The 22,107-nt window shown below is 59.6% G+C and carries 19 protein-coding genes; all 19 read right to left on the reverse strand.

Annotation, left to right across the window (positions count from 1 at the left end; all coding sequences use genetic code 11):
• The coding region (locus VFQ24_03760) for a glycosyltransferase (GenBank protein ID HET9177453.1) at window positions 1-528 on the reverse strand (528 nt) is incomplete at its 3' end.
• Window positions 529-553: 25 nt separating this feature from the next.
• On the reverse strand, window positions 554-1,486 hold the full coding sequence (locus VFQ24_03765; GenBank protein HET9177454.1) for a glycosyltransferase family A protein: 933 nt from the start codon (window positions 1,484-1,486) through the stop codon (window positions 554-556).
• Entirely contained in the window at window positions 1,479-2,681 is a 1,203-nt protein-coding gene (locus tag VFQ24_03770; GenBank protein HET9177455.1) for a glycosyltransferase family 4 protein, read from the reverse strand. The genes VFQ24_03765 and VFQ24_03770 overlap by 8 nt, the downstream gene beginning before the upstream one ends.
• Window positions 2,659-3,384, reverse strand: a complete 726-nt coding sequence (locus VFQ24_03775) for a class I SAM-dependent methyltransferase (GenBank protein HET9177456.1) — start codon at window positions 3,382-3,384, stop codon at window positions 2,659-2,661. Before VFQ24_03775 ends, VFQ24_03770 begins: the two co-directional genes overlap by 23 nt.
• A 34-nt stretch (window positions 3,385-3,418) precedes the next feature.
• Complete coding sequence (locus tag VFQ24_03780) at window positions 3,419-4,519, reverse strand: glycosyltransferase family 2 protein (protein HET9177457.1); 1,101 nt, start codon at window positions 4,517-4,519, stop codon at window positions 3,419-3,421.
• Window positions 4,520-4,664: 145 nt separating this feature from the next.
• Window positions 4,665-5,657: a glycosyltransferase family A protein gene (locus VFQ24_03785; GenBank protein ID HET9177458.1), complete on the reverse strand. Its 993-nt coding sequence runs from the start codon at window positions 5,655-5,657 to the stop codon at window positions 4,665-4,667.
• A 163-nt stretch (window positions 5,658-5,820) separates the two neighbouring features.
• Window positions 5,821-6,717 carry a 3'(2'),5'-bisphosphate nucleotidase CysQ gene (locus VFQ24_03790; GenBank protein ID HET9177459.1) on the reverse strand — a complete coding sequence of 299 codons (897 nt, stop codon included), beginning with the start codon at window positions 6,715-6,717 and terminating at the stop codon, window positions 5,821-5,823.
• A 228-nt stretch (window positions 6,718-6,945) separates the two neighbouring features.
• Entirely contained in the window at window positions 6,946-7,746 is an 801-nt protein-coding gene (locus tag VFQ24_03795; GenBank protein ID HET9177460.1) for a class I SAM-dependent methyltransferase, read from the reverse strand.
• A 31-nt stretch (window positions 7,747-7,777) separates the two neighbouring features.
• On the reverse strand, window positions 7,778-9,043 hold the full coding sequence (locus VFQ24_03800; GenBank protein ID HET9177461.1) for a glycosyltransferase family 4 protein: 1,266 nt from the start codon (window positions 9,041-9,043) through the stop codon (window positions 7,778-7,780).
• Window positions 9,044-9,200: 157 nt separating this feature from the next.
• On the reverse strand, window positions 9,201-10,274 hold the full coding sequence (locus tag VFQ24_03805) for a GDP-mannose 4,6-dehydratase (GenBank protein ID HET9177462.1): 1,074 nt from the start codon (window positions 10,272-10,274) through the stop codon (window positions 9,201-9,203).
• 97 nt (window positions 10,275-10,371) lie between these two features.
• Window positions 10,372-11,907: a flippase gene (locus VFQ24_03810; protein ID HET9177463.1), complete on the reverse strand. Its 1,536-nt coding sequence runs from the start codon at window positions 11,905-11,907 to the stop codon at window positions 10,372-10,374.
• A gap of 439 nt (window positions 11,908-12,346) precedes the next feature.
• Window positions 12,347-13,468 carry a polysaccharide biosynthesis/export family protein gene (locus VFQ24_03815; GenBank protein HET9177464.1) on the reverse strand — a complete coding sequence of 374 codons (1,122 nt, stop codon included), beginning with the start codon at window positions 13,466-13,468 and terminating at the stop codon, window positions 12,347-12,349.
• Window positions 13,449-15,650 (reverse strand): polysaccharide biosynthesis tyrosine autokinase, encoded by a 2,202-nt coding sequence (locus tag VFQ24_03820; protein HET9177465.1) that lies wholly within the window; start codon window positions 15,648-15,650, stop codon window positions 13,449-13,451. Before VFQ24_03820 ends, VFQ24_03815 begins: the two co-directional genes overlap by 20 nt.
• Window positions 15,651-15,806: 156 nt before the next feature.
• Window positions 15,807-16,442 carry a dTDP-4-dehydrorhamnose 3,5-epimerase family protein gene (locus VFQ24_03825; protein ID HET9177466.1) on the reverse strand — a complete coding sequence of 212 codons (636 nt, stop codon included), beginning with the start codon at window positions 16,440-16,442 and terminating at the stop codon, window positions 15,807-15,809.
• A complete protein-coding gene (rfbD, locus tag VFQ24_03830; protein HET9177467.1) occupies window positions 16,381-17,283 on the reverse strand; it encodes a dTDP-4-dehydrorhamnose reductase in 903 nt (300 codons plus the stop codon). The genes VFQ24_03825 and rfbD overlap by 62 nt, the downstream gene beginning before the upstream one ends.
• Window positions 17,268-18,332: a dTDP-glucose 4,6-dehydratase gene (rfbB, locus tag VFQ24_03835; GenBank protein ID HET9177468.1), complete on the reverse strand. Its 1,065-nt coding sequence runs from the start codon at window positions 18,330-18,332 to the stop codon at window positions 17,268-17,270. Before rfbB ends, rfbD begins: the two co-directional genes overlap by 16 nt.
• On the reverse strand, window positions 18,329-19,120 hold the full coding sequence (locus VFQ24_03840; GenBank protein HET9177469.1) for a sugar phosphate nucleotidyltransferase: 792 nt from the start codon (window positions 19,118-19,120) through the stop codon (window positions 18,329-18,331). Before VFQ24_03840 ends, rfbB begins: the two co-directional genes overlap by 4 nt.
• 263 nt (window positions 19,121-19,383) lie before the next feature.
• Window positions 19,384-20,745, reverse strand: coding sequence for an O-antigen ligase family protein (locus VFQ24_03845; GenBank protein HET9177470.1), 1,362 nt, complete (start codon window positions 20,743-20,745; stop codon window positions 19,384-19,386).
• Window positions 20,745-22,067: a hypothetical protein gene (locus tag VFQ24_03850; protein HET9177471.1), complete on the reverse strand. Its 1,323-nt coding sequence runs from the start codon at window positions 22,065-22,067 to the stop codon at window positions 20,745-20,747. The genes VFQ24_03845 and VFQ24_03850 overlap by 1 nt, the downstream gene beginning before the upstream one ends.
• Window positions 22,068-22,107 lie beyond the last annotated feature (40 nt).

Genomic DNA, 22,107 nt, shown 5'->3' on the forward strand with positions numbered 1-22,107 from the left:
TGTGAGTGAAATCACCACATCCGCGCGTTCCAGCAATCTTTTTTCAAACCACTTGGCCGCCCGGTACACGCCCGAACCGCGCCGCCACGCTCCGCCGTCAACCTTCTCATCCGGCCAGAAGCCGCGCATGTCGAAGATGAGCCTTATTCCCGCCGCTCGCTTCAGGGCGAGCCCGATGACACCCGGAACGTATCCCCGAGCGTGGAGAATCCGCGGGCATCTCCCGAGAGCGAACCTCATGCCCCGCAAAATTCCATGCGCGACGTCGAACGCCGTGGCCGGCACGGTCGGACGCTTGTGGTAGCGCAAGGGAATCCATTTGATTCCAGCGCGGCGAAGCTGTCCCTGTAGTTCCTGCCGCCGCTCGCAGTCCGCCCAGTCCTGCGGCTTCTCAAAACTCATTACCGTGATGGCAAATTCGCCGGCCAGCCCGCGAAGGTAGGGCAGCACCTGGGACTGCCCCAAAGGCTCCATCAGCCCGTCATAGGTGATGTAGAACACCGAGCGCGGCGAAGAGTGCTCCTTCATCTGCTCATTCCTGGCACTGTGCGTTTCATCGGCCTTGCGCCTGGTCCATCAGGTTCAACGCCAGGCCTACGGGAAGCGCCGTCAGCCACAAGGCCCTGCCGAGCGCGGTTCCCACCTCTCTCCACTGCGCTGCGGGGCCTATTCCCATGCGAAAGGAGAACCGGGAGTAAGCTGCGGCACGGCGATAAAACTGCACGGGAGCATACCGCAGCCATTGCGTGTCACGGGCCAGTTGGTCCTGGTACTGCGCCCGCAGCCCGGGCCAGTGCGCAAAGCCCGACCCATTCCTCTGCAACGAAACTCGCCCGTGGTCCGACTGGTAGTAAACATACAAAATCTCGTTGAGCCACCGCGCCTTGTAGATTCTGCCCACGCGCGCCTGTGTCAGCCCCTCCGGAAGCCAGCCCGAAAAGCCCTTCAGAACAGGCGCCGGAAATCCTCTGATGACTTTCGTCACCCAACAGGGACGCTGGTCCTCGCGAACGCGAAATCTGTAATACTGCTCATGAAAAGTCGCGTCGCGCCACGGTACGCCGAATCCTGCGCCATTGGGCCGGCCGTTCTCATCGCAGGAGCGGACGTACATCCCGGCGTACCCTGCCCTGGCTTGTTCAGGGATTTCACGCCAGGCTTCCCACAGCCTTTCGAGAGCATTGGACTTGCAGCCGTCGTCATGATCGATCTGGAAGAAGAACTCCCCGCGCGCGATCGAAACGGCGCGATTGAACGAGGCCGCGGTGCCGGAGTGCGCTTGCCGTTCGAGGCGAATCGGGAACGGCGCGCTCGCCTGCCACTTTTCAACCAGCCCCTCCGTGCCGTCCACCGACCCGTCACTAACCACCAGCCATTCAAAGCTGCGCAGCGTTTGGCTCTGGAGGCTTTCATAAACCCGATGTAGCGTGCGCTCCGCGTTAAACGCCGATGTGAACACCGTGAACAGCGGCGCTGCTTCAGCCATTCGATCCCATCTCCCTTGGCGCTGGCGCTGCTTTCGCTGCCACCGTTCGGCGATGTCGCTCGTTGATCAAATCGCCGAAATAATTCTCCCAGCGCTCTGCCACCACGGTGGGAGTGAAGTGTGTGTGGACCCGTTCCACCGCGGCCCGCTGAAGCCGCTGCCTCAGGCCGTGGTCCACCAGTGCGCGCGCTACGGCATCGGCCAACGGCTCCGGCCCGTCCGGCGGCGCCAGAAGCCCGGAAACTCCATCCTCGACAACCTCCGGCACCGAACCGACGGCAACCGCCACCACAGGAACGCCCAGGGCCATGGCCTCTGCGATGGCCAGCCCGAATCCCTCCAGGCTCGATGGTGAAACGAACAGGTCTGCCGCCGCGATATGCTTCAGCGCGTCCGCATAAGCGAGGTTGCCGGTCATGATCACCTGGCCCTCGAGTCCTGCGTTCCTGACGGCGGCCCGTATTTCAGGCTCCAGCGGCCCGCTGCCGACCAGCAGAAGTTTGGGAGCGGTCCCTCTGCCCTTCAGGATCTCGAGCGCGCGCAGCAGCAGGCTGTGTCCCTTTTGCTTGACCATCCTGGCTGAGTAGGCCAGCAGAGTGGCCTCGGCGCCAACTCCCAGATCCTTCCTCAAGCTGTCCCGTCCAGTCAGGAAGCTTTCCGGCAGCCCGCCAAGCTCAATGGCGTTAGGTATTGCCGTGATCCGCCGGATGCCCATTTCGGCTCGATAATGCCGGCCAACGCTGTCGCTCACGGCCACCACGCCGTCGGTCAACCGGCGGAGCGCAAAGCGGTGCAATCGGCGAAGCGCCTTTTGGCGAAGGTTTCGGGCCGGATAGATTTCGTAATCAAGGTTGTGGAGCACCGCCACGCGCGGCGGTCCTGCTGCAAGCACGCGCGACAATCCCGACGCGATGCAGGAAGTCAGCAGGTGGGCCTGGACCACGTCAAACCGGCCCTTGCGGACCAGGCGCGCCACTCTTGCTGCCGCGCCTGCAAAGTCCCGCCGGAATCTCACTCCAAGCTCATGGAATCTGACTCCGTATTGGGGCAGGTCTTTCGCCAGGTCGGAGCCAGGGAAGAGTGCCGCAATCGTGCACTCGTGTCCGCGAGCCGTCAAGGCGCGGGCCAGGGTCACCAGTTGCCTTTCCGCGCCTCCGGGCGTACACAGCCGATCAATGACGCACAGGATTTTCATGGGTTCTCTGTTTTTCAGGCAGGCGTCTGGCCAGCACGGCCCACGCATACTGATTCATGGTGTCAAACCTGTCCAACAAGGTGGTGCAAGGAATGGCGATAAGCGTCGCTGGCAGAAACAGCATGGCGCCCAGCCTGTACTGCCCCCGCCGCACTCCCATCCGCCGCAGCATCGGGAACAGCGCATTCAGGACGGCCAGATCAATCAGGCGGATGGCAACCAGCGTGAACAGCCCGCCCATCGGCTCGCATTCCACCACCTCGAAGCCGGCCTCACTCAGGAGGTAAGCCAGCCCGTATTTGGTATATCGATAGAAGTCGTACGGCTCGTAGTGCAAGCCCCAGGTCTGCGGCACGGTCAGATAGAGCAGCCCGCCGGGTTTCAGCACCCGGCCAATCTCCTCAAGCGCCAGCCAGGGCTTCGGCACATGCTCGATCACGTGGTTGCACATCACGGAATCAAAGGTGGCGTCCTTCACCGGAATAGCCAGGCATGACCCGGCAAGCTCCGGCCGCCGCCCCGCATCGCCATCCATCCCCACGCAAGTGGTTCCTTTCGGCAGCAGGTCTTCATACGGCCGGTAGCCGCAGCCCAGGTCCAGGACCTTCGGCCCCAGTCTCTGGCAGAACTTGGCCGCCTTCTGACGGTCCAGCCGATGCGCCAGGTAGAGGTAGTCGTTGAACAGGTTGTTTTTTCTCGGCATGGGTCAGGAGGAATGCGCAAGGATGTCGTTGGCTTCACGTTCCGATGAGCCGTCTGAATGTTCGGCCGCGCGCGCCGCCGTCGATCTCCTGAAGAAATCGGAAGGATTGCGTCGGCAGGGTGCTGTAGGCAATAGCGAAGATTGAGTAGGCCAGCCTGCGCCGCCAATTTCTCTGGGGCTGCCGCCAGGTCGCCTTGATGGCCTTCATTGTCAAGTGCGGCAGACTGCCCTGCCACGGGTCGTCGCCTGGATTTCCCCGCCGCGAGACGATCCTGCGCACCCAGTGCTGCGGGCATCCACCGATCCACTCGTCCAGGGACCCCATCTTTCCGCCGGTCAGCCGATACAGCGAATAATACAGTTTGAAATCCAGCTCGATGCGGTTCCTGATCACGGCCAGCGGGTCTCCGCACGCCAGGGCATTGCTCCCGTGGATGCGGTATCTTGCCAGCGCTTCCCGAAGGCACTTCACCTCGCCGTAGAGGCCCGCCGCAGTGAGGTAAACGTCAGGACAGGCTTTCCATTCTGTTTCCGGGATGGGCACCATCTTCTCGAGCGCCCGACGCGAGAACACGTTTCCGCTGGTCGGCGAGCCCACTCCGAACGACCCTAAGACGGGGCTGGGCAATTCCTGTCCTCCAATCCTGCGTCCAAGGAGTTTGCCGTCCTTGTCCACTACCTCCAGGGGAAAAAGTATGCGGGCCGTTCCCTCGCGCCATTCCCTCGCGGCGGTTTCGATGGCGTTCGGCTCCAGCACGTCGTCGGAATCGAGAAAAAGGACCAGGTCGCCTGTCGAGGCCGCAAAGCCCGCATTCAAGGCCGAGACGTGGCCGCCGTTCGCCTTGAAAATCGCGCGCACCCTCTCTCCCCGGCTTTCGATCACCTGCCGAGAGTCGTCCGTCGAACCGTCGTCAACAACAATCACTTCAGTATTGCTGCAGGTCTGGCCCAGCGCGCTGTCAATCGCCTCGCCCACAAATTGCGCATAGTTGCAGTTGCTGATGATGATGCTGACGGTCAGCGGCCGCACGGCGCCAGCCTCAGATGCCGCCGACCCGCCATCCGCCTTCGATGCCGCTTTTTGGCGCCCCTCTTCGATTTCCAGAGCGGCGCCTGGCTCTCCAATTGTATTCACGTCAGTGTCTCCCCTCGCAAGACCCCTGGAGTGACCTCAATTGCAGCTACTGATAGTGAAACTAAATCTCCGTGATTGCCTTATGGGCAGCGTCGCATAAGGCTCCCGCCCGGCTCCTGTTCGCTCACAGTCTCGGCGCGCGTGCTCACGCGCCAAGGAGGCGCTTGAACACCCGGCCGCGCTCTTGCCCCTCCACCGTCCACATTCCATGCGAAGCCTTCCTGGGCAGTATGGCGTGGCCGACAACGAAGATTGTATACGCCACCCTGCGCCGGAAATTACGGCCCGGCTGGCGCCACGTTGCCCTTATCGCATGGGCCAGCAAGCTAGGTACGGTGTCGGGCCACGGGTGGTCCTTTGGGCTTTCCCGAAGCGATCTGATCCGCCGAACCCAGTGCAAGGGGCACGCGCTAAGCCATTGCTCAAGCGATCCAATCTTCCCGTCGGTCAGCCTATGTAGAATTTCGTAAAACTTCAGATCCAATCTGATGCGATTCCTGACAGCCCAGGCCACATCATCCTGCGGGTGGCCGGCGTCTCTGTGTACGCGGTATTTGCCAAGCGGCTCTCTCAGACAAACCGTTTCGCCGAACAAGCTGGTTGCTGTCAGGTAGATATCCGCGGCAATTTCCCAGCCCTCTTCAGGCATCGGCATGATCCTTTCGAGCGCCGCGCGAGAGAACGTGTTTCCGCTGGTCGGAGAGCCCATGCCGAATGGGCCCAGCGCGGGACTCGGAACCGCCACGCCCCCTTTGGTCCGGCCCATAGGCTTGCCGCTTTTGTCGACAACCTCCAAAGGAAATATGATTCGAGAGACACCGTCCCGCCATTCACGGACAACGGTTTCAATCGCCTCCGCCTCCAGCATGTCGTCGGAATCCAGGAAAAGAATCAAATCACCCGTGGACGCTTCGAAGCCTGCATTGAACGCCGAAGCCTGCCCGCCGTTCTCCTTCAGCACCGGAATGATGAGCTCGCGGTAACCGGCAATCACCTCGCGCGAGTTGTCGGTCGAGCCGTCGTCAACCACAATCACTTCGCAATGGGGATAGGTCTGCCCCAGCGCGCTGTCAATGGCCTCCCAGAGAAAGCGGCCATAGTTGTAATTGTTGACGATGATGGAGACCAGCGGATTCATATTTCTCTGCGGCTCATCGCTCAATCCCGATTGGTTTTTGAGCGGAGTAGCGCAGACCGTCCCGCCTTGCGGGATCTGCGGCTCTTAGCCTGATCTGCAGAAAAACTCATCTGCGGCGAATCAATCCCGAGTCCATTCAGCAGCCTCCTGCCAGCGCGCCGCATCAGTCCTGCCGCGAGCGGCGGCCCACTGCCAAACACTCCTGAATCACCGTCCGAACGGTGTCCTCGAACGCGCGCGCACCTGGGCTGGCAACGCTCGCGGGCGTTGCAATGTTCGGCGCGATGCGCGGCCTTAACAATTTGACGATCTCGCCCTCAAGGTTTCGCCGTGACGCCGCCAGCCCCGGCAGCAGGGTATCTGCGCGGTTAAACATCGGCCGGCGAAAGTCGAGAGTGCCTACAAACCCGCCTGACGCTTCCATCAGCGCCACGCCTGCCGCCACGTCCCATTCGTGTTTCGGCGTCAGCGTCCAGGTGGCGTCGGCCAATCCAGCCGCCACCCGCGCCAGTTTGTAGGCCACGGAACCCAGCGGCCTGATGGCGAACCCGGAGTTGCGAAAGGCTTCCCACTCCCCGCGCATCACTTCCCTTCGGCTGGCCAGCACCGTGGCCCCGGCCAGGCTCGCGGCAGCAGCCACAGGAACGTCCTCGCCCATGTAGGTGACCCCGGCTCCGGCTGCGCCCAGGAAGGTCTCATGCGTGGCGGGGTTCATGATGCCGCCTGCGACGGCGACTCCCTGCTGCACAAATGCGATTGAAACGCAGTATTCGGGCACTCCGGCTATAAACTCGCGCGTTCCGCCGATTGGGTCCACAATCCAGACGCGATCGTTATTAAGGCGCGAGCCGTCATCCGCGCTCTCCTTTGAGAGCCAGCCCTCGCCCTTGCGCCGCAGGATGCTGTGCAGCACCTTGTTCACCGCATGGTCCGCCGCCGTCACCAGTTCGTCGTCGTCTTTCAAGCGCGCCCTGGCTGACCCGGACTCAAACGGCTTCAGAACGTCCGCCGCCCATTCCAGCGCTTCCTGAATTCGTGTTAAAGCTTCTGCTGGACGCAATCCGCTTCCCCTTTCGGCCCTGCCCGCCCTGCGGCAGGTCGCGCTGTGAGGGTTTGCTGGAGGAGTGGCATCACGAGGTCCTTCGCCAATCCTTTAATTCCCAACCCGCCGCGGGAGACGCGGCTGTACGATCCGCCGCGCAACATCGAAAAGAGCCGCCGCGCAGTCGCCGGAATGGACAATGTCTCCGCATAAAGTGATGGTGGGCGCGCTCCGCAATTTCCCCATTCAGAAATCCTCGAAGTGGCTCCAGGGCCGAGTGTCATCAGCTTCCTTCCTAAACGCGATGCAGGTGCCTCGGAGACCGATTCGCTTGTCCGGCGTCGCGACCTCGGGCCGAAGGAGCCTTCGAAACGGCGAGCGGCGCAGCAACTGCTCAGAAGCGCGACGCTTAAACGTCGGTGCCGAACTCGAGCCACTTACGGCCAGGATGGAATAAGCAAGGCTGGTTTTGACGAAACGGCAGAGTTTGCGGATGGCGGGCATGTGCATATCGTCAAAGGCTACAACCCCTCCTACGTTCAGCATGCGGTCAATAAAAAAGAAATCGACAAGCGCGAAGTCGAAAGTGTGCCATCCATCGATAAATGCGAAATCCACGCGACACCCGGATCGCTCCAGTTCGGGAAGCGCGCGGTAGGACGGCTCCTCAATTAGCCGGACGATGTCCCCGTGACCCGCCCGGCGAAGGTTTGCCATTCCTATGCCGTCCCAGCAAAACCCGTTAGTGCTGACGTATTGGTTCGGATCGATTACAATGTGTTCCGTCCCGCTTCGAACCTTGAGTGCATCGCAGATGAAGAGGGCCGAGACCCCATAGGCAAGCCCAATCTCCAGGCTTACGGTCGGATCTATCAGGCGGACAACCCTTTGCAGCATCTCACCCTCGGACAAGGTAATGGCCGAGTGCACCGCGACCGTTCCCGCTCCATCCGCGCTCTTTGAGACGCCCGTCGCAAGAATATCGGCAAGAACGACATTCGTTGAGAAAGCACTCCGGTCCTCCAACTTCTGACTGAGAGTTGACATAAGTGACACCTCCCTGCGAATGGCTCGCGGCTCAGACGTTAAGGCTGTGGATTGGGCCACCAGCGGCACGGGGTGAAGGGTTGACCTCAGCCGGGATGCTACTTGCTGCCAGACACTCGCGTACCACAGCGCGAACCTTGCCCTCCTGCGCATCCCACGTCCATTCCCGCAGAAAGCGATGGTGGGCGCGTTCCGCAAGTTCCCTGCCCAACTGAGGATCGCGCGCCAGCCGGATGCAGGCGGAGGCGAAATCCTGCGGGTTCTCTGCAAGCAGAAACTCCTCTCCATCGCGGACGCCGTAGCCGTAAGCGCCGGTGGAGGTGGCAACAATCGGGCATTTCCTGGCAAAGCCTTCCGCCATCTTTACCCGGGTGCCGGCGCCGAATCTAACGGGGATAACCATTGCGGACCAGGAGGCAATTTCTTCGCTGGGGTCCTCTAACCATCCCAGGCCGGTGACTCCCCGGCCGGTCTCGGCCCAATAATCCTCGGTACCTGCGCCGACGAGACGAAGTTGCGCATTTGGCAATTCGCGCTTTATGAGGGGCCATACTCTACTTGCCAACCACTCGACCCCTTCCCGGTTGGGTTCATACCTGCATGTTCCAATAAAGCCGATGCGCGGAGTCTCCGAAGGAGGCCAGCGACGGGTCGCCTGAGCGTTGAAGCCGTTCGGAATAATATGAACTCGGGGGTGCCTGCCCAGATGGCCTCGCTCGTTGTCGCTGCACACCGTCAGAATATCGAATCGTTCAGCGAACACCCGTTGACGCCTCTTCCAAATCCATGACATCCGGTAATAAAGCAATCGCCTCAGCAGATTGTCTCCTGTTTTCGCAATTGAGCAGTACCAGTTACTCGGAACGTCAACTGTGTCCAGCACCGAGCGGGGCCATTTGCCGATCCGGCAGGAATCGGCTGTCTTAACGTCTTGAATCCATACGAGGTCATATTTCTGGATTTCGTTCAACAACTCAGCTCTGTCGGCCCCGCTAATTGCATAGGCATCAGTTGCAATAAACCTGGGGTCGAATTCATGCCGAATCCGCCACCGAAGTCGGCCAAACAGGCCAGTTGTCTCCGGAGGGTGGGCATTGAGCGCCATCCGGACTTCAAACTCTCGCATGTTCAAGTGGACAGTCTCTCTGTTAACAGAGTGCCTCTGGATGATTACAAACGAGACTTCCCCGATGCGACTTAGCAGCCTGCTGATATTCAGCGTGCGTTGCCGTGCTCCGTTTTCTGGCGGAAGGGGCCACTCTTTAGTTATGAATAGAATTCTTGGTCGTTCTTGCATTCACACCTGTTAACGAAGAACTCGGAGCGCGGTCCCGATTACCAAAAGGGAATCCCCCGATCACCCGAGTCTCAGCCCGCCCTCCCGATGACCCGCGCCCTCACTTTTGTAGAAGCAGAGTGAGCTCGAACAGGCCCCCGGGCTTGAGCGCGCTGCATCAGTCCTGCTGCGGGTGGCCGCTCACTGCCAGGCACTCCTGAATGACGGCCTGAACGGTTTCCTCAAAGGCGTGGCCGCTCGCGCTGGAAACGCCCCGCGCTTGCTGGGCCGAAGCCAGATCAGCTTTGACCATCATGCGGACCAGTTCCGGAAATTCTGTCTCCGGCTTCCAGCCGAGCTCCTTTTGGGCGAGACGTGGGTCAGCACGCAGATCGTGGATTTCCCCCGTCCGCAGAAAACGTGGGTCCACTTCCACCCAATCCTCGAAGACAGGAACATCGGCGGGCCCGCAAATTGCCGCCAGCTCCTTTAAGGTCTGCCGCGCAAAATCTTCTACGCTGTGTGACACGCCCGTGCCGATAACGTAATCCCTCGGTGAGTCCTTTTGCAGCATGGCGTGCATCGCTTTCACATAATCGCCCGCAAATCCCCAGTCGCGCCGCGCCTGCAGGTTTCCCAGCGTGAGCTTTGCCCTGTCACCCAGCGCCCAGCGGGCTGCCGCGCGAGTGATTTTTCGCGTCACCATTTCAGGGCCGCGGCGCGGCGACTCGTGGTTGAACAGGATGCCCCCGGCCACGAACAGCCCGCGGTTCCGGTAGACTTCCGCCAGGCGGTGCGCTGCCATCTTCGAAACTCCGTAAGGCGACATGGGCTTGAAGGGCGTGGTCTCGCTGCGCGCGCCATCGGCATTTCCGAACATTTCCGAGGTGGAAGCCTGGTAAACCCGCGTGTCGGGCTTCTGGCGCTCGACTATCTGCAGCAGCCGGACAAGCCCTCCCGCGTTGATGCCGAAGGTCTCGGCGGGGTGCTCCCAGCTTGTGGGGACAAAAACCTGGGCTGCCAGATTGTAGAGTTCGTCAGGCCAGACCTTTTGGAATGCCACGGCGAGCGATTCGGCGTCTCGCAAGTCGCCGTAGACCACTTCAATTCGATGGGCAAAAGGCTCCAGCCATCTCGACGTGGCCGGCTCCCGCCGCACCATGCCCCAAACTTCATAGCCGAGGTCCAGCAGGTGCTCAGCAAGGTAACTTCCGTCCTGGCCCGAAATCCCCGTTATCAGTGCTTTCTTCATTTCACGCCATCCTTTACGCCCGGTGTCACATGCAGCGCCCGGCTTCAGGCGGGCAGGTGCCAGGCTAAAGCTCGGTGCTACGTGGGAAGTTGCGGATTCAGCGCGCCAGTTTGAGCAGGAGCCTGATCTGCCATTTTTCTTCGAGATTAAGAACGTAGCGCCAGGCGGCCAGCAGGAAACCGCCGCCGAGAAGCGCGGCGAAGGCCGCTTCGGCAATCAAAACGTGAGTTGAAGTCCACAGAAGCACGAGCCCCAGGGCCAGCGCCAGCAGGGTTGCAAGGCTTCGCCTTACGTCTCTGCCCGCCAGCAGCCGCGCCGGCGTCCGCGTGAGCCAGCAGGCCCAAACAAGGTAGTAAGCCAGCTCGAAGGTGACGCGCAACGCCCAGGCAAACGCCGCGCCCGGCAGGCCGAAGCGCGTGGCCAGGAACCAGACCAGGAGGAGATAGAAAGGAAGTTCCGCCAGGTGGAGCTTGGCCGGAATGTCGGGCCGGCCAAGGCCCTGCAGAAGGCTGAAGAGGACCCAGGCCAGCGAGTTGACAAAAACAGCCAGGGCCATGATCTGGAGCACCAGTGCGCCTTCGTCCGCATATTGTGTGCCCAGCCATAGGGTGAGGAACGGCCGGGCGAAGAAGACCATCAGCAGCGCAGTCGGGCCGACGATCAGGATCAGGAATTTGAGCGAGCGGACGAGCGTGCGCCTGATCCACTCACCGTCTCCGCGCCCGGCGGACGTGCTGAAGGCGGGAAAAAGCGTGGCCACGAGGCTGGTGGGAAGGATCCACATCTTTGTCGCGATCATGAAAGGAGGCGCGTAATAGCCGACGGCGGCAACGGAAACGACGGCGCCGATGAGAAAACGGTCAAAGTAAGTGAGGATGGGCCCGACGGCGCTGGTGACCGTGACCCAGCCGCCGAAACCCAGCAGCGACCGGACGAGCCGGAAATCGAAGCGGACGCGGCGCAGCGCCGGATAGAGACGCAGGCAAATTACCGTGACCACCGCGAGGGAGGCAAGGCGCGCCAGCGCCAGGACGAGGACGATGGCCGGCAGCCCGTACCCCAGCGCCAGGACAACGACGGGCAATAGATAACTGAGCGTGCTGGCGGGAAGGCTGACGGCGGTGAGCAGGTCAAAGCGCTGCGAGGCCCCCAGCACGCCCTGCATCGAGCCGCTGGCAAAGTCAAAGGGCAGAAGGGCGGCCATGATCAGCAGGACAAGGTGCGCCTCGGCGTGGAGGCCGGGGGGAATCTTGAGCACGCGCTCCACCAGGAAGGGCGAAGCGGCGGCCAGCACAATGCCGCCCGCGAGGCCCATGCACGTCTGGCAGGCCAGCGCCGTCCACACAAGCTGCGGCAGCTTCCCGGCTTCCCCCTTGCCCAGAAGTTCCGCCACAAACTTGGTGGTGGCCGGGCCCATGCCCAGGTTGAAAAGCGCGAAATAACCCACCACGATCCAGGCCAGCGAGAGCAAGCCGTAACGGTCAGGGCCCAGGTGATGGATCACGTATGGGACGGTGGCAATCGCCACCACGAGAGGCGCTACGCGGCCCGTAAGGTTCAGCGCCGTGTTGCGGGCCAGCGTTCGTCCGCTGACATCAACGTGGATGGCGGATGTTGTTTCAGTTGAATTCATGCAATCGAGAGAACGGTTGAAAGGGCCCAGACAGCGCCAGCGACGGCAACGGCAAATTGAACCGCTTGTAATACGCGTCCAGAAACCACGGGTCTTGTGTCAGATTTCGACATGAATTTGGACGAAACGCTTGTGGCCATTGGGGAGCGCCGGGCGGCCTTTGAGCGGCCAGGCTGGCCGGGACAGAAGGCCAATCAGGCGAACATCGCGGCCGCTGCGGCCGGAAGTCTACGTAGGCCACACATAGTAGGCTAGTTAAATCACGAAATACAACCCAGATGAGACGCATGGGATTTTCGGGAATAAAATTTTAAAATTATTAAGTTGTTCATTTTATTGCATTTGTTAAAAAATATTGGACGAAATTCTGCCGCTTTTGAAAAAGCTGTTCACTTCTGTCACAGCGTGTAAAATTTTCCGTTGCAGGGTCCGTCCATTCCTAATGTCTTATGATGAGGTAACCGGTGGCCACCATGGCTCCGGCCCCCACACCGTTGAGCACTGTTAGCCCTAACTTCTTCCCCGCGCTCCCCGGCACGTAGACCAGGTCATTCGCTTCGAGGGTCACATCCGGCGCCTTGCGCTCCATGATCTTCGGCAGGTCCAGCGGCACCGTTTGCCGTTTCCCGTCCGCATCGTCGCGCACGATCACGGCACTGCCGGGTTTGGCGGTGGGTTTCCACCCGCCTGTCAACGCCATCAGCTTGGATATGGTAAGCTTCTCGCCACGGCCCAGCATGAACGATCCGGGATTCTTGACGTCCCCGGCGACGAAGACTTTCTGATCGGGCAGGACCTGTACGGTGTCCCCAGGGCTGACCGGGATGTTGAATTTTGGATCGGTCCCGGAAAGCACTTTCTTGAGCGAAAGATCATATGCGACGGCGTTTCCAGTTCCGTCGTCTCGAGTCACGAGCACGCTGTTCCCGGCCCCCTGCTCGGGACCGCCCGCAAGCATCAGCACTTCCTGCAGGGTCAGAGGTCGCATTTCCTGTAGCACCTGCGGATTCCTGACGCTCCCACCCACGACGACTGGCTTGCTTTCCACTCTGATGACTGTCACGCTTACCTGAGGATCCAGCAGTATTTGGAGTTGCTTCAGTTCCGAAGCAACGTCCTGCCCGACTTGCAGCGTCGTTTTTCCGTTGATTTCGAGTGGCTGCGGGAAATAAGAAAGCACGAGCGCCCCCTGTGATCCCACGACAGCGGTTCGATTGAGCTCAGGCATGTCATAAATAACGATCCCCAGGACGTCGCCGGTCCCAATCCGATACTCAGGAGGAGCGCTCATGGGAGACGGAATAGGCGCCGGTGTTGGCATTTCCTGCTGCTGCGACGGTGGCTGCAGGGTGGATGATGATGGCCCGGACACGAGGGAGGAGGGTGATTGAGCCCGCACGGGAGTCCCCAGCGCCAGGAAGACGCCAAGCGTCGCGGCCGTGGCGGCAGCAATTCCTCCGGGGCAGACCGTGCGCAGCCAGGGAAGAATTGATTCGAGACACTCTGCCGTGACCATCCATACTTTTCGATCAGGGTTCCACTTATGCATCATCGTCTCCATCGTTTCCATTCCTATGGGCGCGGTAAGAGTGATACCCGTCGTGGTAGTAGTAATAGTGGTGGCTCATCTCCGGCGTGACGCCGTTGAGGACGATGCCGGCGAGCTGTGCGCGGACCTGGCGTAGCTGGTCGATTACCATCTGCACGCAATCGCGGGAGGTCCGTCCTGCCCGCACTACCAAAAGGGAGGCGTCCGCCACACTGGCCACGTTCAACCCATCGGCAAAGCCCAGCATGGGAGGCGTATCGATCACGACGATCTCGAACCGCGTTTTGAGCTCCTCAATCACTTCCCCGATCCGGGCTGCAATATGTTCCCGCGCATTGATGGAAAGAGGGCCCGCGGGCAGGATGCTCAATCGATCAATCCCTCCGGGAACCACGGCCTCCTCAAGCGTCGCATGGTCCTGCAAAATGGAACTCAGGCCCAGGCGGTTGGAGATGTCGAGGACCCTGTGCACCTGGGGCCGGCGGAGATCGCCGTCCACAAGCACAGTGCGCCTGCCAAGCGCGGCCATAGACATGGCGAGAGTCATCGCCACGGTTGTCTTCCCTTCTTCAGGTCTGGAACTGATGACGGCCAGGGCACGCATGGGGCTGCCGGAGGCCCCGAGAAGAAGAGTGGACCGGATTCCCAGGAGCGATTCTGCGAAGGGCGTGCCATCCGCATTCGCGTCCTGGCTCTCTGTGACACTCGCGGGCATCAGCAGCGATTTGATCTCGGTGCCGTTTCGCACCTCTGGCAGGGAACCCAAAAGCCCCGTGCCCAGTTCGGAGGGGACCGCCCTGGGATCGCGCAACGTCTGGTCCAATCCGTCGGCCGTAACTGCGCCCACCACGCCCAGCATCCCGGACAGGAGCAGGGCCAGTATGAGCGTCTCCTTGGTGCGCGGGTAAACGGGAGAAGGGTTGGGCGTGGCCGCATCGATAATTCGCAGCGCAGTCGAATGATAGCCGGCGCTGACGTCAGCGGCATCCACCCGCTGAAGCAGGTCAGAGTAAATCAGCTGGTCAGTATCGGCCTGGTGCTTGAGAATCTGGAATTGTACGTTCTTGCGGTTGAATTCTTCGAGCTGGCCTTTGGCATCGGCCAACTGGCGCTCCGTCAACCTTACCTGAACCGCCTGGGCGCGGGCCTGGGCGCTGATTTGCGCCAGGATGTGCTGTTGTGCTTTCTCAACCGAGCTATTGATGTGGGCCAGTTCACGCTGTTTTTGTTGGAAAAGGTAGTTTCCCGGCCCATACTTTGAAGACAGGACGTCAAGCTGCAGCTGTGACTGCTGCTGCGCCTGGATAAGAGCAGCCAGCGAATCACCCCGGTCGGAGACGAGAAGAGCGTCGAGGGTTCCCTCTTTTGCAAGCGCGAGGTTGGCTTCGAGCGTGCGCTGCTTCGCCTGCTCCTGGCCGAGATCTTGTTGCAGAGATGAAAGCTGCTGGTTCATCAGGCTGGAAGTGCTGTCCGGGTTGATAATATTGTTTTCGCGCTCAAACGCATCGAGAGCGACCTGGCTTTCCTTCATACGCTGGCCAAGTTCTTTGATCTGCTCTCGCATGTACTGGGTCAGACTTACAAGAGCGCTGTTGCGCGTGTCATACTCGTGCTCGATGAACTGCTCGGCCAGGGCATTGGCCACTGCCGCCGCCTGGTCCGGGGAAGATGAGCGGTACGACACGTTTAGAAGATACGTTCCAGGTTCCTGGCTGGTCTTAATGTTTCTGGTAATTCCCGCCACGAACGAAGGAGGAACATCTGTTGAAGAATTGTCCCCAGGAGGTGCCCATAGTCCGAGTTTCTCGACAATCGGCGTTACCACGGCGGGCGTAGTAATTTCCTTCGTAGCTGTAGCAAACAGCACGTCGCTGTCCTGGCCCCCGCCGGGCTGGTTGCTGACCACGCTTACCGGGACGGAAGGGTCCAACCGGATGACGCATGTCGATTCGTACTTCTTGGGCAGGCGCAACAGGATGGCGCCGGTGAAGAGCAGTGTTGCCGCCACAAAGATGGCGATCTTCAGGGCGTGACGACGGATCGCGCCCCAATAGCGCGAGAGTACCAGACTAATGGCCGGATCTGTGGGAAAACTCCAGGATGTTTTCTGGTTGTCCGGCGCCAATGGCGTTCCGGCTTCCTGGCTTGAGTGCCGCAATCCTGCGTCTGATCTCTGAGTGATGTTAAAATTCATGCCGTTCCGTTTGAAATCGTTGCTTCAGCCACCGTCCATAGCAAGGCGGTGTCTCAACCGAGCCATTCACCTCCCTGATTCCACTTCAAGCCAAAGGTCGCGGTGTCTCGGCCGCTGTGGCCGCGGTCGCGGTCCTCAAGAGCGTTCCCGGACAAACTAGCGTGGTCTTCGAATCCAATCGTAATTGATCTCCGGGTCATCGAAAGCTATCCGGCCTTCGTCGGCCGGGTCGTAGAAATGGTCGGTTGCATAGAGAAGTTGGGCAGGACCCTCGCCGATGACCTTATAGCCATGGGCAACGCCCGGCGGGATCCGAACCTTCCAGGGACGCTGCGTGCCGATGAACAAAGTGTTGATGCAACCCCAACTGGGTGAATCGTCTCGAAGATCGCATAGAAAAACCTGGAACATGCCCGCCAGCGGGGCCCACAGGTCGGTTTGGGCAAAGTGGTAATGGATCGCCTTGATCACGCCGGGATAAGAAACGGTGAATGAAACCTGAATCTCACGGACGCTCTGAGGGTTGAACTCCTGCGCGACACCGGGCGCGCCAAAGCGAAAGAGTTCGGTGAAGCAACCGCGGTCGTCCGGCCACTGGACCATCGGTTCGAGTTCAACGCCAGCGATCAGCCGGGAAGATCGCAGACTGCCGATCACGTCGCCAATCCCGGCGTGCTCGTGGTGTGGCAGTACAAGACGCAGCCCCGCGCGCTCGCCGATCAGCCGCCTCTCAGACGACTCTGGCTTCGGCTGGTCGATTCCTGATAAGTTTGTCAGCGTGGTTCCCTCCATCACGAATTTCCGCGAGGTAGTTCTCCAGTCCTTCCTCCCAATGCGGCAAGGGTCCCATGCCCATTGAACTGAGCCGCTGGTTCGCAAGGACAGAATAGGCAGGCCTGAGGGCGGGGCGGTTGCATTCCGATGTAGAGATGGGGACCACGTGAGTTTCTTGAAGGCCATACGAATCCAGGATCTTCCGGGCGAACTCGAACCACGTGCAATCTCCACTTGCCGTCATGTTATAGATGCCATACTCGCGGGTCATTACGAGTGCCGCCAGCTTTTCTGCCAGATGTCTGGTATAGGTCGGCGATCCTCGCTGGTCATTGACAACGCGGAGCTCAGATGTCTCGCGCGCCAGTCCCAGGACCGTCGAGACAAAATTCCTCCCGCCGCTGCCGTAGAGCCACGACGTCCGGACAATGAAGGAACGCTCAACCATCTCCTGCACGTACTTTTCTCCCATCAGCTTTGTTTTTCCATAGACGCTGAGGGGATTGGCTTGGGCATCTTCGGAATACGGCCGGATTGCCTGGCCGTCGAAAACATAGTCGGTGCTTGTGTATAAAAGCGCGGCCTCGATCTTCGCGGCCGCCTTGGCAACATTGAGCGTCGCAAGCCCGTTCCAGGCCTTTGCTCTTTCTGGATCGAGTTCGCAACCATCAACATTGGTGAAAGCGGCGAGATGGACCACCATGTCAGGTTGTTGGCGCAGAAACATTTTGCGGACCCTGTTCTCATCACAGAGGTCGCAGTCTTTTCTGGTGAGCCCGCACACCTCGTGATCTTGCTCAAGAACAGGGACCAGGGCGTGTGCCAGCATCCCACCTGCCCCAGTCACAAGGATGCGCATGTAGAGCGCCCTCCGGGGTTCTGTATTCTTTTCAAAGTCTCGTCACGCCGTTCGTACTGCTCCTGACAATAGGAACGGTAGGCTTGATTCTGGATCCGCTCTCTCCACGCGGCGTTTGCCACATACCAGTCGATCGTCGCGGCCAAACCCGCTGTAAAATTCATTTCAGGCTTCCAGCCGAGTTCAGATTTGATCTTGGAAGAATCCACCGCATAGCGCCGGTCATGACCCGGCCGGTCCTGAACAGACGTCAGCAGGGAATGGGGTTTTTGGAGAATGTCCAGAATCCTTTTGGCAATTTCAAGGTTGGGCCATTCATTGCCGCCGCCGATGTTGTAAATTTCACCCTCGCGTCCTTCGTGGAGAACAGCATCCAAAGCCCGGCAGTGGTCCTCCACAAAAATCCAGTCGCGCACCTGGAGGCCGTCGCCGTAAATGGGAATGCTCTGGTTCTCCAGCGCGCGGCTGATAAGGAGAGGAATGAACTTTTCCGGAAACTGGTAAGGCCCAAAATTGTTGGAGCAGCGGGTAACAATCACCGGGAACCGGTAGGTCTGAAAGTATGCGCGGGCCAGCAGATCGGACGCGGCTTTGCTGGCTGCGTAGGGGCTGTTGGGAGCCAGGGGATGCTCCTCCCGAAATTTCTGTGTTTCAGGCGCGTTCCCGTAGACTTCATCCGTACTGACGTGTACGAAACGCCGGACGCCCGATTGACGCGCGGCATCCAGCAGGCTTTGAGTTCCCAGCACGTTGGTCCGGACGAACACTGATCCATCCAGAATGCTCCGATCGACGTGCGATTCCGCCGCGAAATGGACGACAGCATCCACCCCCTGAGAAAGCGCTTGCAGCGTTTCGTCGCCATGGCAAATGTCCAGTTTCAAAAATTGATGGCGCGGATTCCCGAGCGCGTCAGCCAGGTTTTCGAGGTTCCCGGAGTAGGTCAGGTTGTCCAGGTTGAGGATGGAATAGGCCGGATATTTCTCCAACATGTAGCGTACGAAGTTTGAACCGATAAAACCCGCTCCGCCGGTGATCGCCAGTTTCATCTTTGACCCACTTCATTCGGTGTTTCCGCCACCTCGGCTATCTGCCCCTGAGCATCCAGGTTGAGTCTGTTCGCGCCTGTCTCCGCAACGAGGTTCGTGGCGCTTCTCAAGGATTCAAAGGTGCCTGCGTCCGTCCACCAGCCGTCCAAAACGCTGTAGGTCAGAGTGCCGTCGTCCAGATAGGAATTGTTGACGTCGGTGATTTCGAGTTCGCCGCGCATGGACGGATTCAGGCGTTTGATCTTGTCAAAGACGGTCGAGTCGTAGAAATAAATTCCAGTGACGGCAAAAGGGCTCGCGGGCTTTTCCGGCTTCTCCTGAATTCGGACGATCCTGTCGCCCTCAAAAACAGGGACGCCGAACCGCTGGGGAAAGGGAACTTCCTTGAGGATGATGTGCGCGCCCGTCTGCTGGCGTTCAAAGCGTTCGGCAGCCAGTGTGATGCTACCCTCGATGATATTGTCGCCCAGGATGACGCACATCTTCTCCCCGCCTGCAAAGTACTCCGCCAGTTTTAAGGCATCGGCGATGCCTCCTTCGCCCTCCTGGTAGGTGTAGTTGAGGTGGCGGAGGCCAAACTCTTTGCCGTTGCTAAGGAGGCGGAGAAAGTCGCCCGAGTTGCGCCCGCCGGTCACGATCAGAATCTCGGTGATACCGGCATTGATCAGCGCCCGGATTGGGTAGAAGATCATCGGCTCGGTGTAAACAGGGAGCAAATGCTTGTTGGTGATTTTCGTCAGGGGAAAAAGTCGCGATCCCGTGCCTCCGGCAAGAATGACTCCTTTCAAATTGCGCCTCCTTTCAAGAAGCTGGCCTTGCAGCTTCGAAACACTTGTCCGGGACTGTGTCAACTCGAATGGAAGTGAATTGCTTCGAATCGGAAAGCGAAAACGGGCCCGTGGAGTCCAAGACCGTAGCTCAGGCAGGCCGCAGGACGGATAGACCGGCAAGGTCAATGCCCGGTCCGCGCTTCTTGCAAACACAGTGTAGCCATGTTGGAAGAGATTTCGGAAGACTCAATGGATTTCGCAATCGTGCCTGGCGCCTGGACTTACTGGCCCGATCGAGGTCCTTCTTTGGGCCGCGAGGAAGCAACCGGCGCTATGGATATTCCCGCGCACACGGCGAACCAGGCCATATTTGCCGGAATGTGCAGGTTGAAGTCTGCGAAACTATGGATCAGCAGCCCGCAACAGCCTAGGGCCGCCCCCAATTGAATCCACCATTGGACATCATCGGTGCGCCTGCGCAGATTGCGGAATACCAGCCAGACAAACAGCAGCAATCCCGACAGGATGATGAAGCCGCCCACGATTCCGGTTTCAGTCAGCGCTTCCACATAATCATTGTGGGCATGGGTCCAGGCTAAATCGGTCGGGAAGGTCTGATATTGCGGGAAGACGGTATCGAAAGTTCCCAGACCGGTCCCCAGCCAGCGGTAGTCACGCAGCTCCGCAAGGGCGTCCCGGCTGACGGTCAATCGGTTCTCGAGTGTCACGTCCGGCTTCTGGACCACTCCCGCAATTGAGGCCAAACGTTGCCAACCGCTGTTTGGCGTTACTGCGAAGAGCACCACTGCGAGACCAGCCGCGCCCACCAGTCCAATAACCCTCCATTTCCGGAGGTTCCCTCGATTTTTATTCCACCGCCAGATGACCATGCCCAGAATGACGATCTCAGCGGCAACCGAAATCATCCCGCCTCTCGAGCCGGAAAGGAGTAAGGAAGCGATCGCCCCGCACACGCCGAAGATCAGCAGCATCTGATCGGTATTCTTCAGGCATCGATATAGCGCGTAGCACATACAGATCGGAATCAGCATTTCCATCAGGCCCGCATAATTGTTGTGATTAACGTATGGGCCAAAGATATCTCCGTCTCGCGCCGCGATCTTCCAGTAAATTAAACCGTAGCTTGTGAAGTATTGGATGATTGCGAACGATGCGATTGAGAATGAATAAATGAGTACGGCCAGACCAAAGCGATTCCAAAGCTTGGCGGAAGCATCGGCCGAGAGTTGAACGGCCAGGAAGAGAAAAACAAAACTGGTTGCCAGCTTGATCAATGCCTCCCGGGTCGCGAACGGATTCAGCGTGAGATGGCTGGCGATCTGCCCGACCCCCAGCAGTAAGTACAACACGGCGGGAACGTAGAGAGGCGACCACCGTATCGTCACAACCCGGCTATGAGCACAGCCCAACGCCCACAGGACCAAAAGGATTGCGGCAATCACAGCCAGGCTTGCCCATGCCCAGGTCTGGACTGAACCGAACGCCGTCGGGGCAGCCATCAGCGTAAACACGAACAAGTAGCGCGCGATGGCAGTAGGTCGAGGTACACGCCGGCTCTCCGATCGGGGGAATGCCTTCTCGGAAGGGCGCGGGCGGCCAAGAACGGTGGCGATTGTTGCCATCAGGAGGGCCCCATCTTCTTCTTGTCCACCTGGGCAGCAACTGGAGTTTCAGCTTTTAGCGACACTTGATCCAGCCAAAGCGTTCCCAGAATTTCCGTCGGGTAGCCCAGGCTGCGGGCACGCCAGATCGATACGCGCACAGCGTCCGTCCGGGGGCCCGTCCGAAATCGCAAGTTGATCTGGCGCCAGGGCGTCGTGCCCATTATCGCGTCCGTTGAGGCGGTCAGGCACTGCCAGCAGACCGGATCGGTCACGCGCAGAACGGGCCCGCTGGCAGAAACTATGTTGACTGAATGGACCTGCGCAGTGAGCACGTAGTTCTGATCTGCCCTGACGGGAATAATCTGATAGACCGGCTCATCCTGATGATTTCCAACATCGCTGAAGTCAATCCGAAGGCAACGTTTCCCTGCGGAAGGCAGATGAGTCGCTAACTGGACCGTCGTATAGGGATCTTTCTGATACCGCCAGTCGAATCCGGCATTTATAGGAATGTGTTCGAAGCCTCCATTGAAAACCAGATTGGAACCGCCGTCTGATTGCGGCGCCAGGCCCCGCGCTTGCAGGTCATTCCACACGCTCACCGCCTGGTCATATTTGTGGTCGTTGATCAACCCTTCAAGGTAAGGATCAGCATCAGAGAAGGAGATGTCTGCTTTGCTTGCCACCAGTTCTTTCCAGATTTGAAATGCAAAGTCTCCGTAGTTGTGTGATGAGGTGAAACTGATGTAAGCAAGCTGCAATTTTGGACTGGCGGCAGGCGTGACCAGGGAGTCGTACACAAGCTGTGGGTCGCTCGTCGATCCCAGGGAAGCTCGAAAGGATGCACCGGCATAAGCGGGATCCAGATCCAGCAGGCGTCGAAACTGGCTAAAGGCCTCGTCCTGCCGGTTTGCCCACAGGTAGTAATTGGCTGCTTCCCAGTGAATCCGGGGAGCCATCGGCCTCAGCGAAAGCGTCCTGGAGATCGCCTCGCCGGCACAGATGCTGTTCCCCTGGAATTGGCAGGCGGAAGCCAGAGCGCTCCAGTAACGCGTTTCGTGCGGACTCAACCGGGTGGCGAGGTCCAATTGCTCAACCCCGGCCGCGGTGTCGGGATTTTCCAGGTCAAAAGCTTCTGCCATTCCCAGTCGAAAGTGAAGGTTGGGATTGGCGGGATCCAGAGAGACTGCCTTCTTCAAGTCTGCAACCTTTGACGACTTGCCAAGCTGTGCCGCCCAGGCGATGCGGACGCTTTCCGCAGCCAGAAGCAAGCTGACCAGCCCAACCATTACGACGAATGCCGCCGATTTCGGACGAATGTGCGAAGCGTTACTGGCCATGTGACGAAGTTGTGTGAAGCGCAGTGGCTGTGAAAGGGAA

The sequence above is a fragment of the Terriglobia bacterium genome (genome assembly GCA_035712365.1).
Classification (GTDB): Bacteria; Acidobacteriota; Terriglobia; order UBA7540; family UBA7540; genus SCRD01.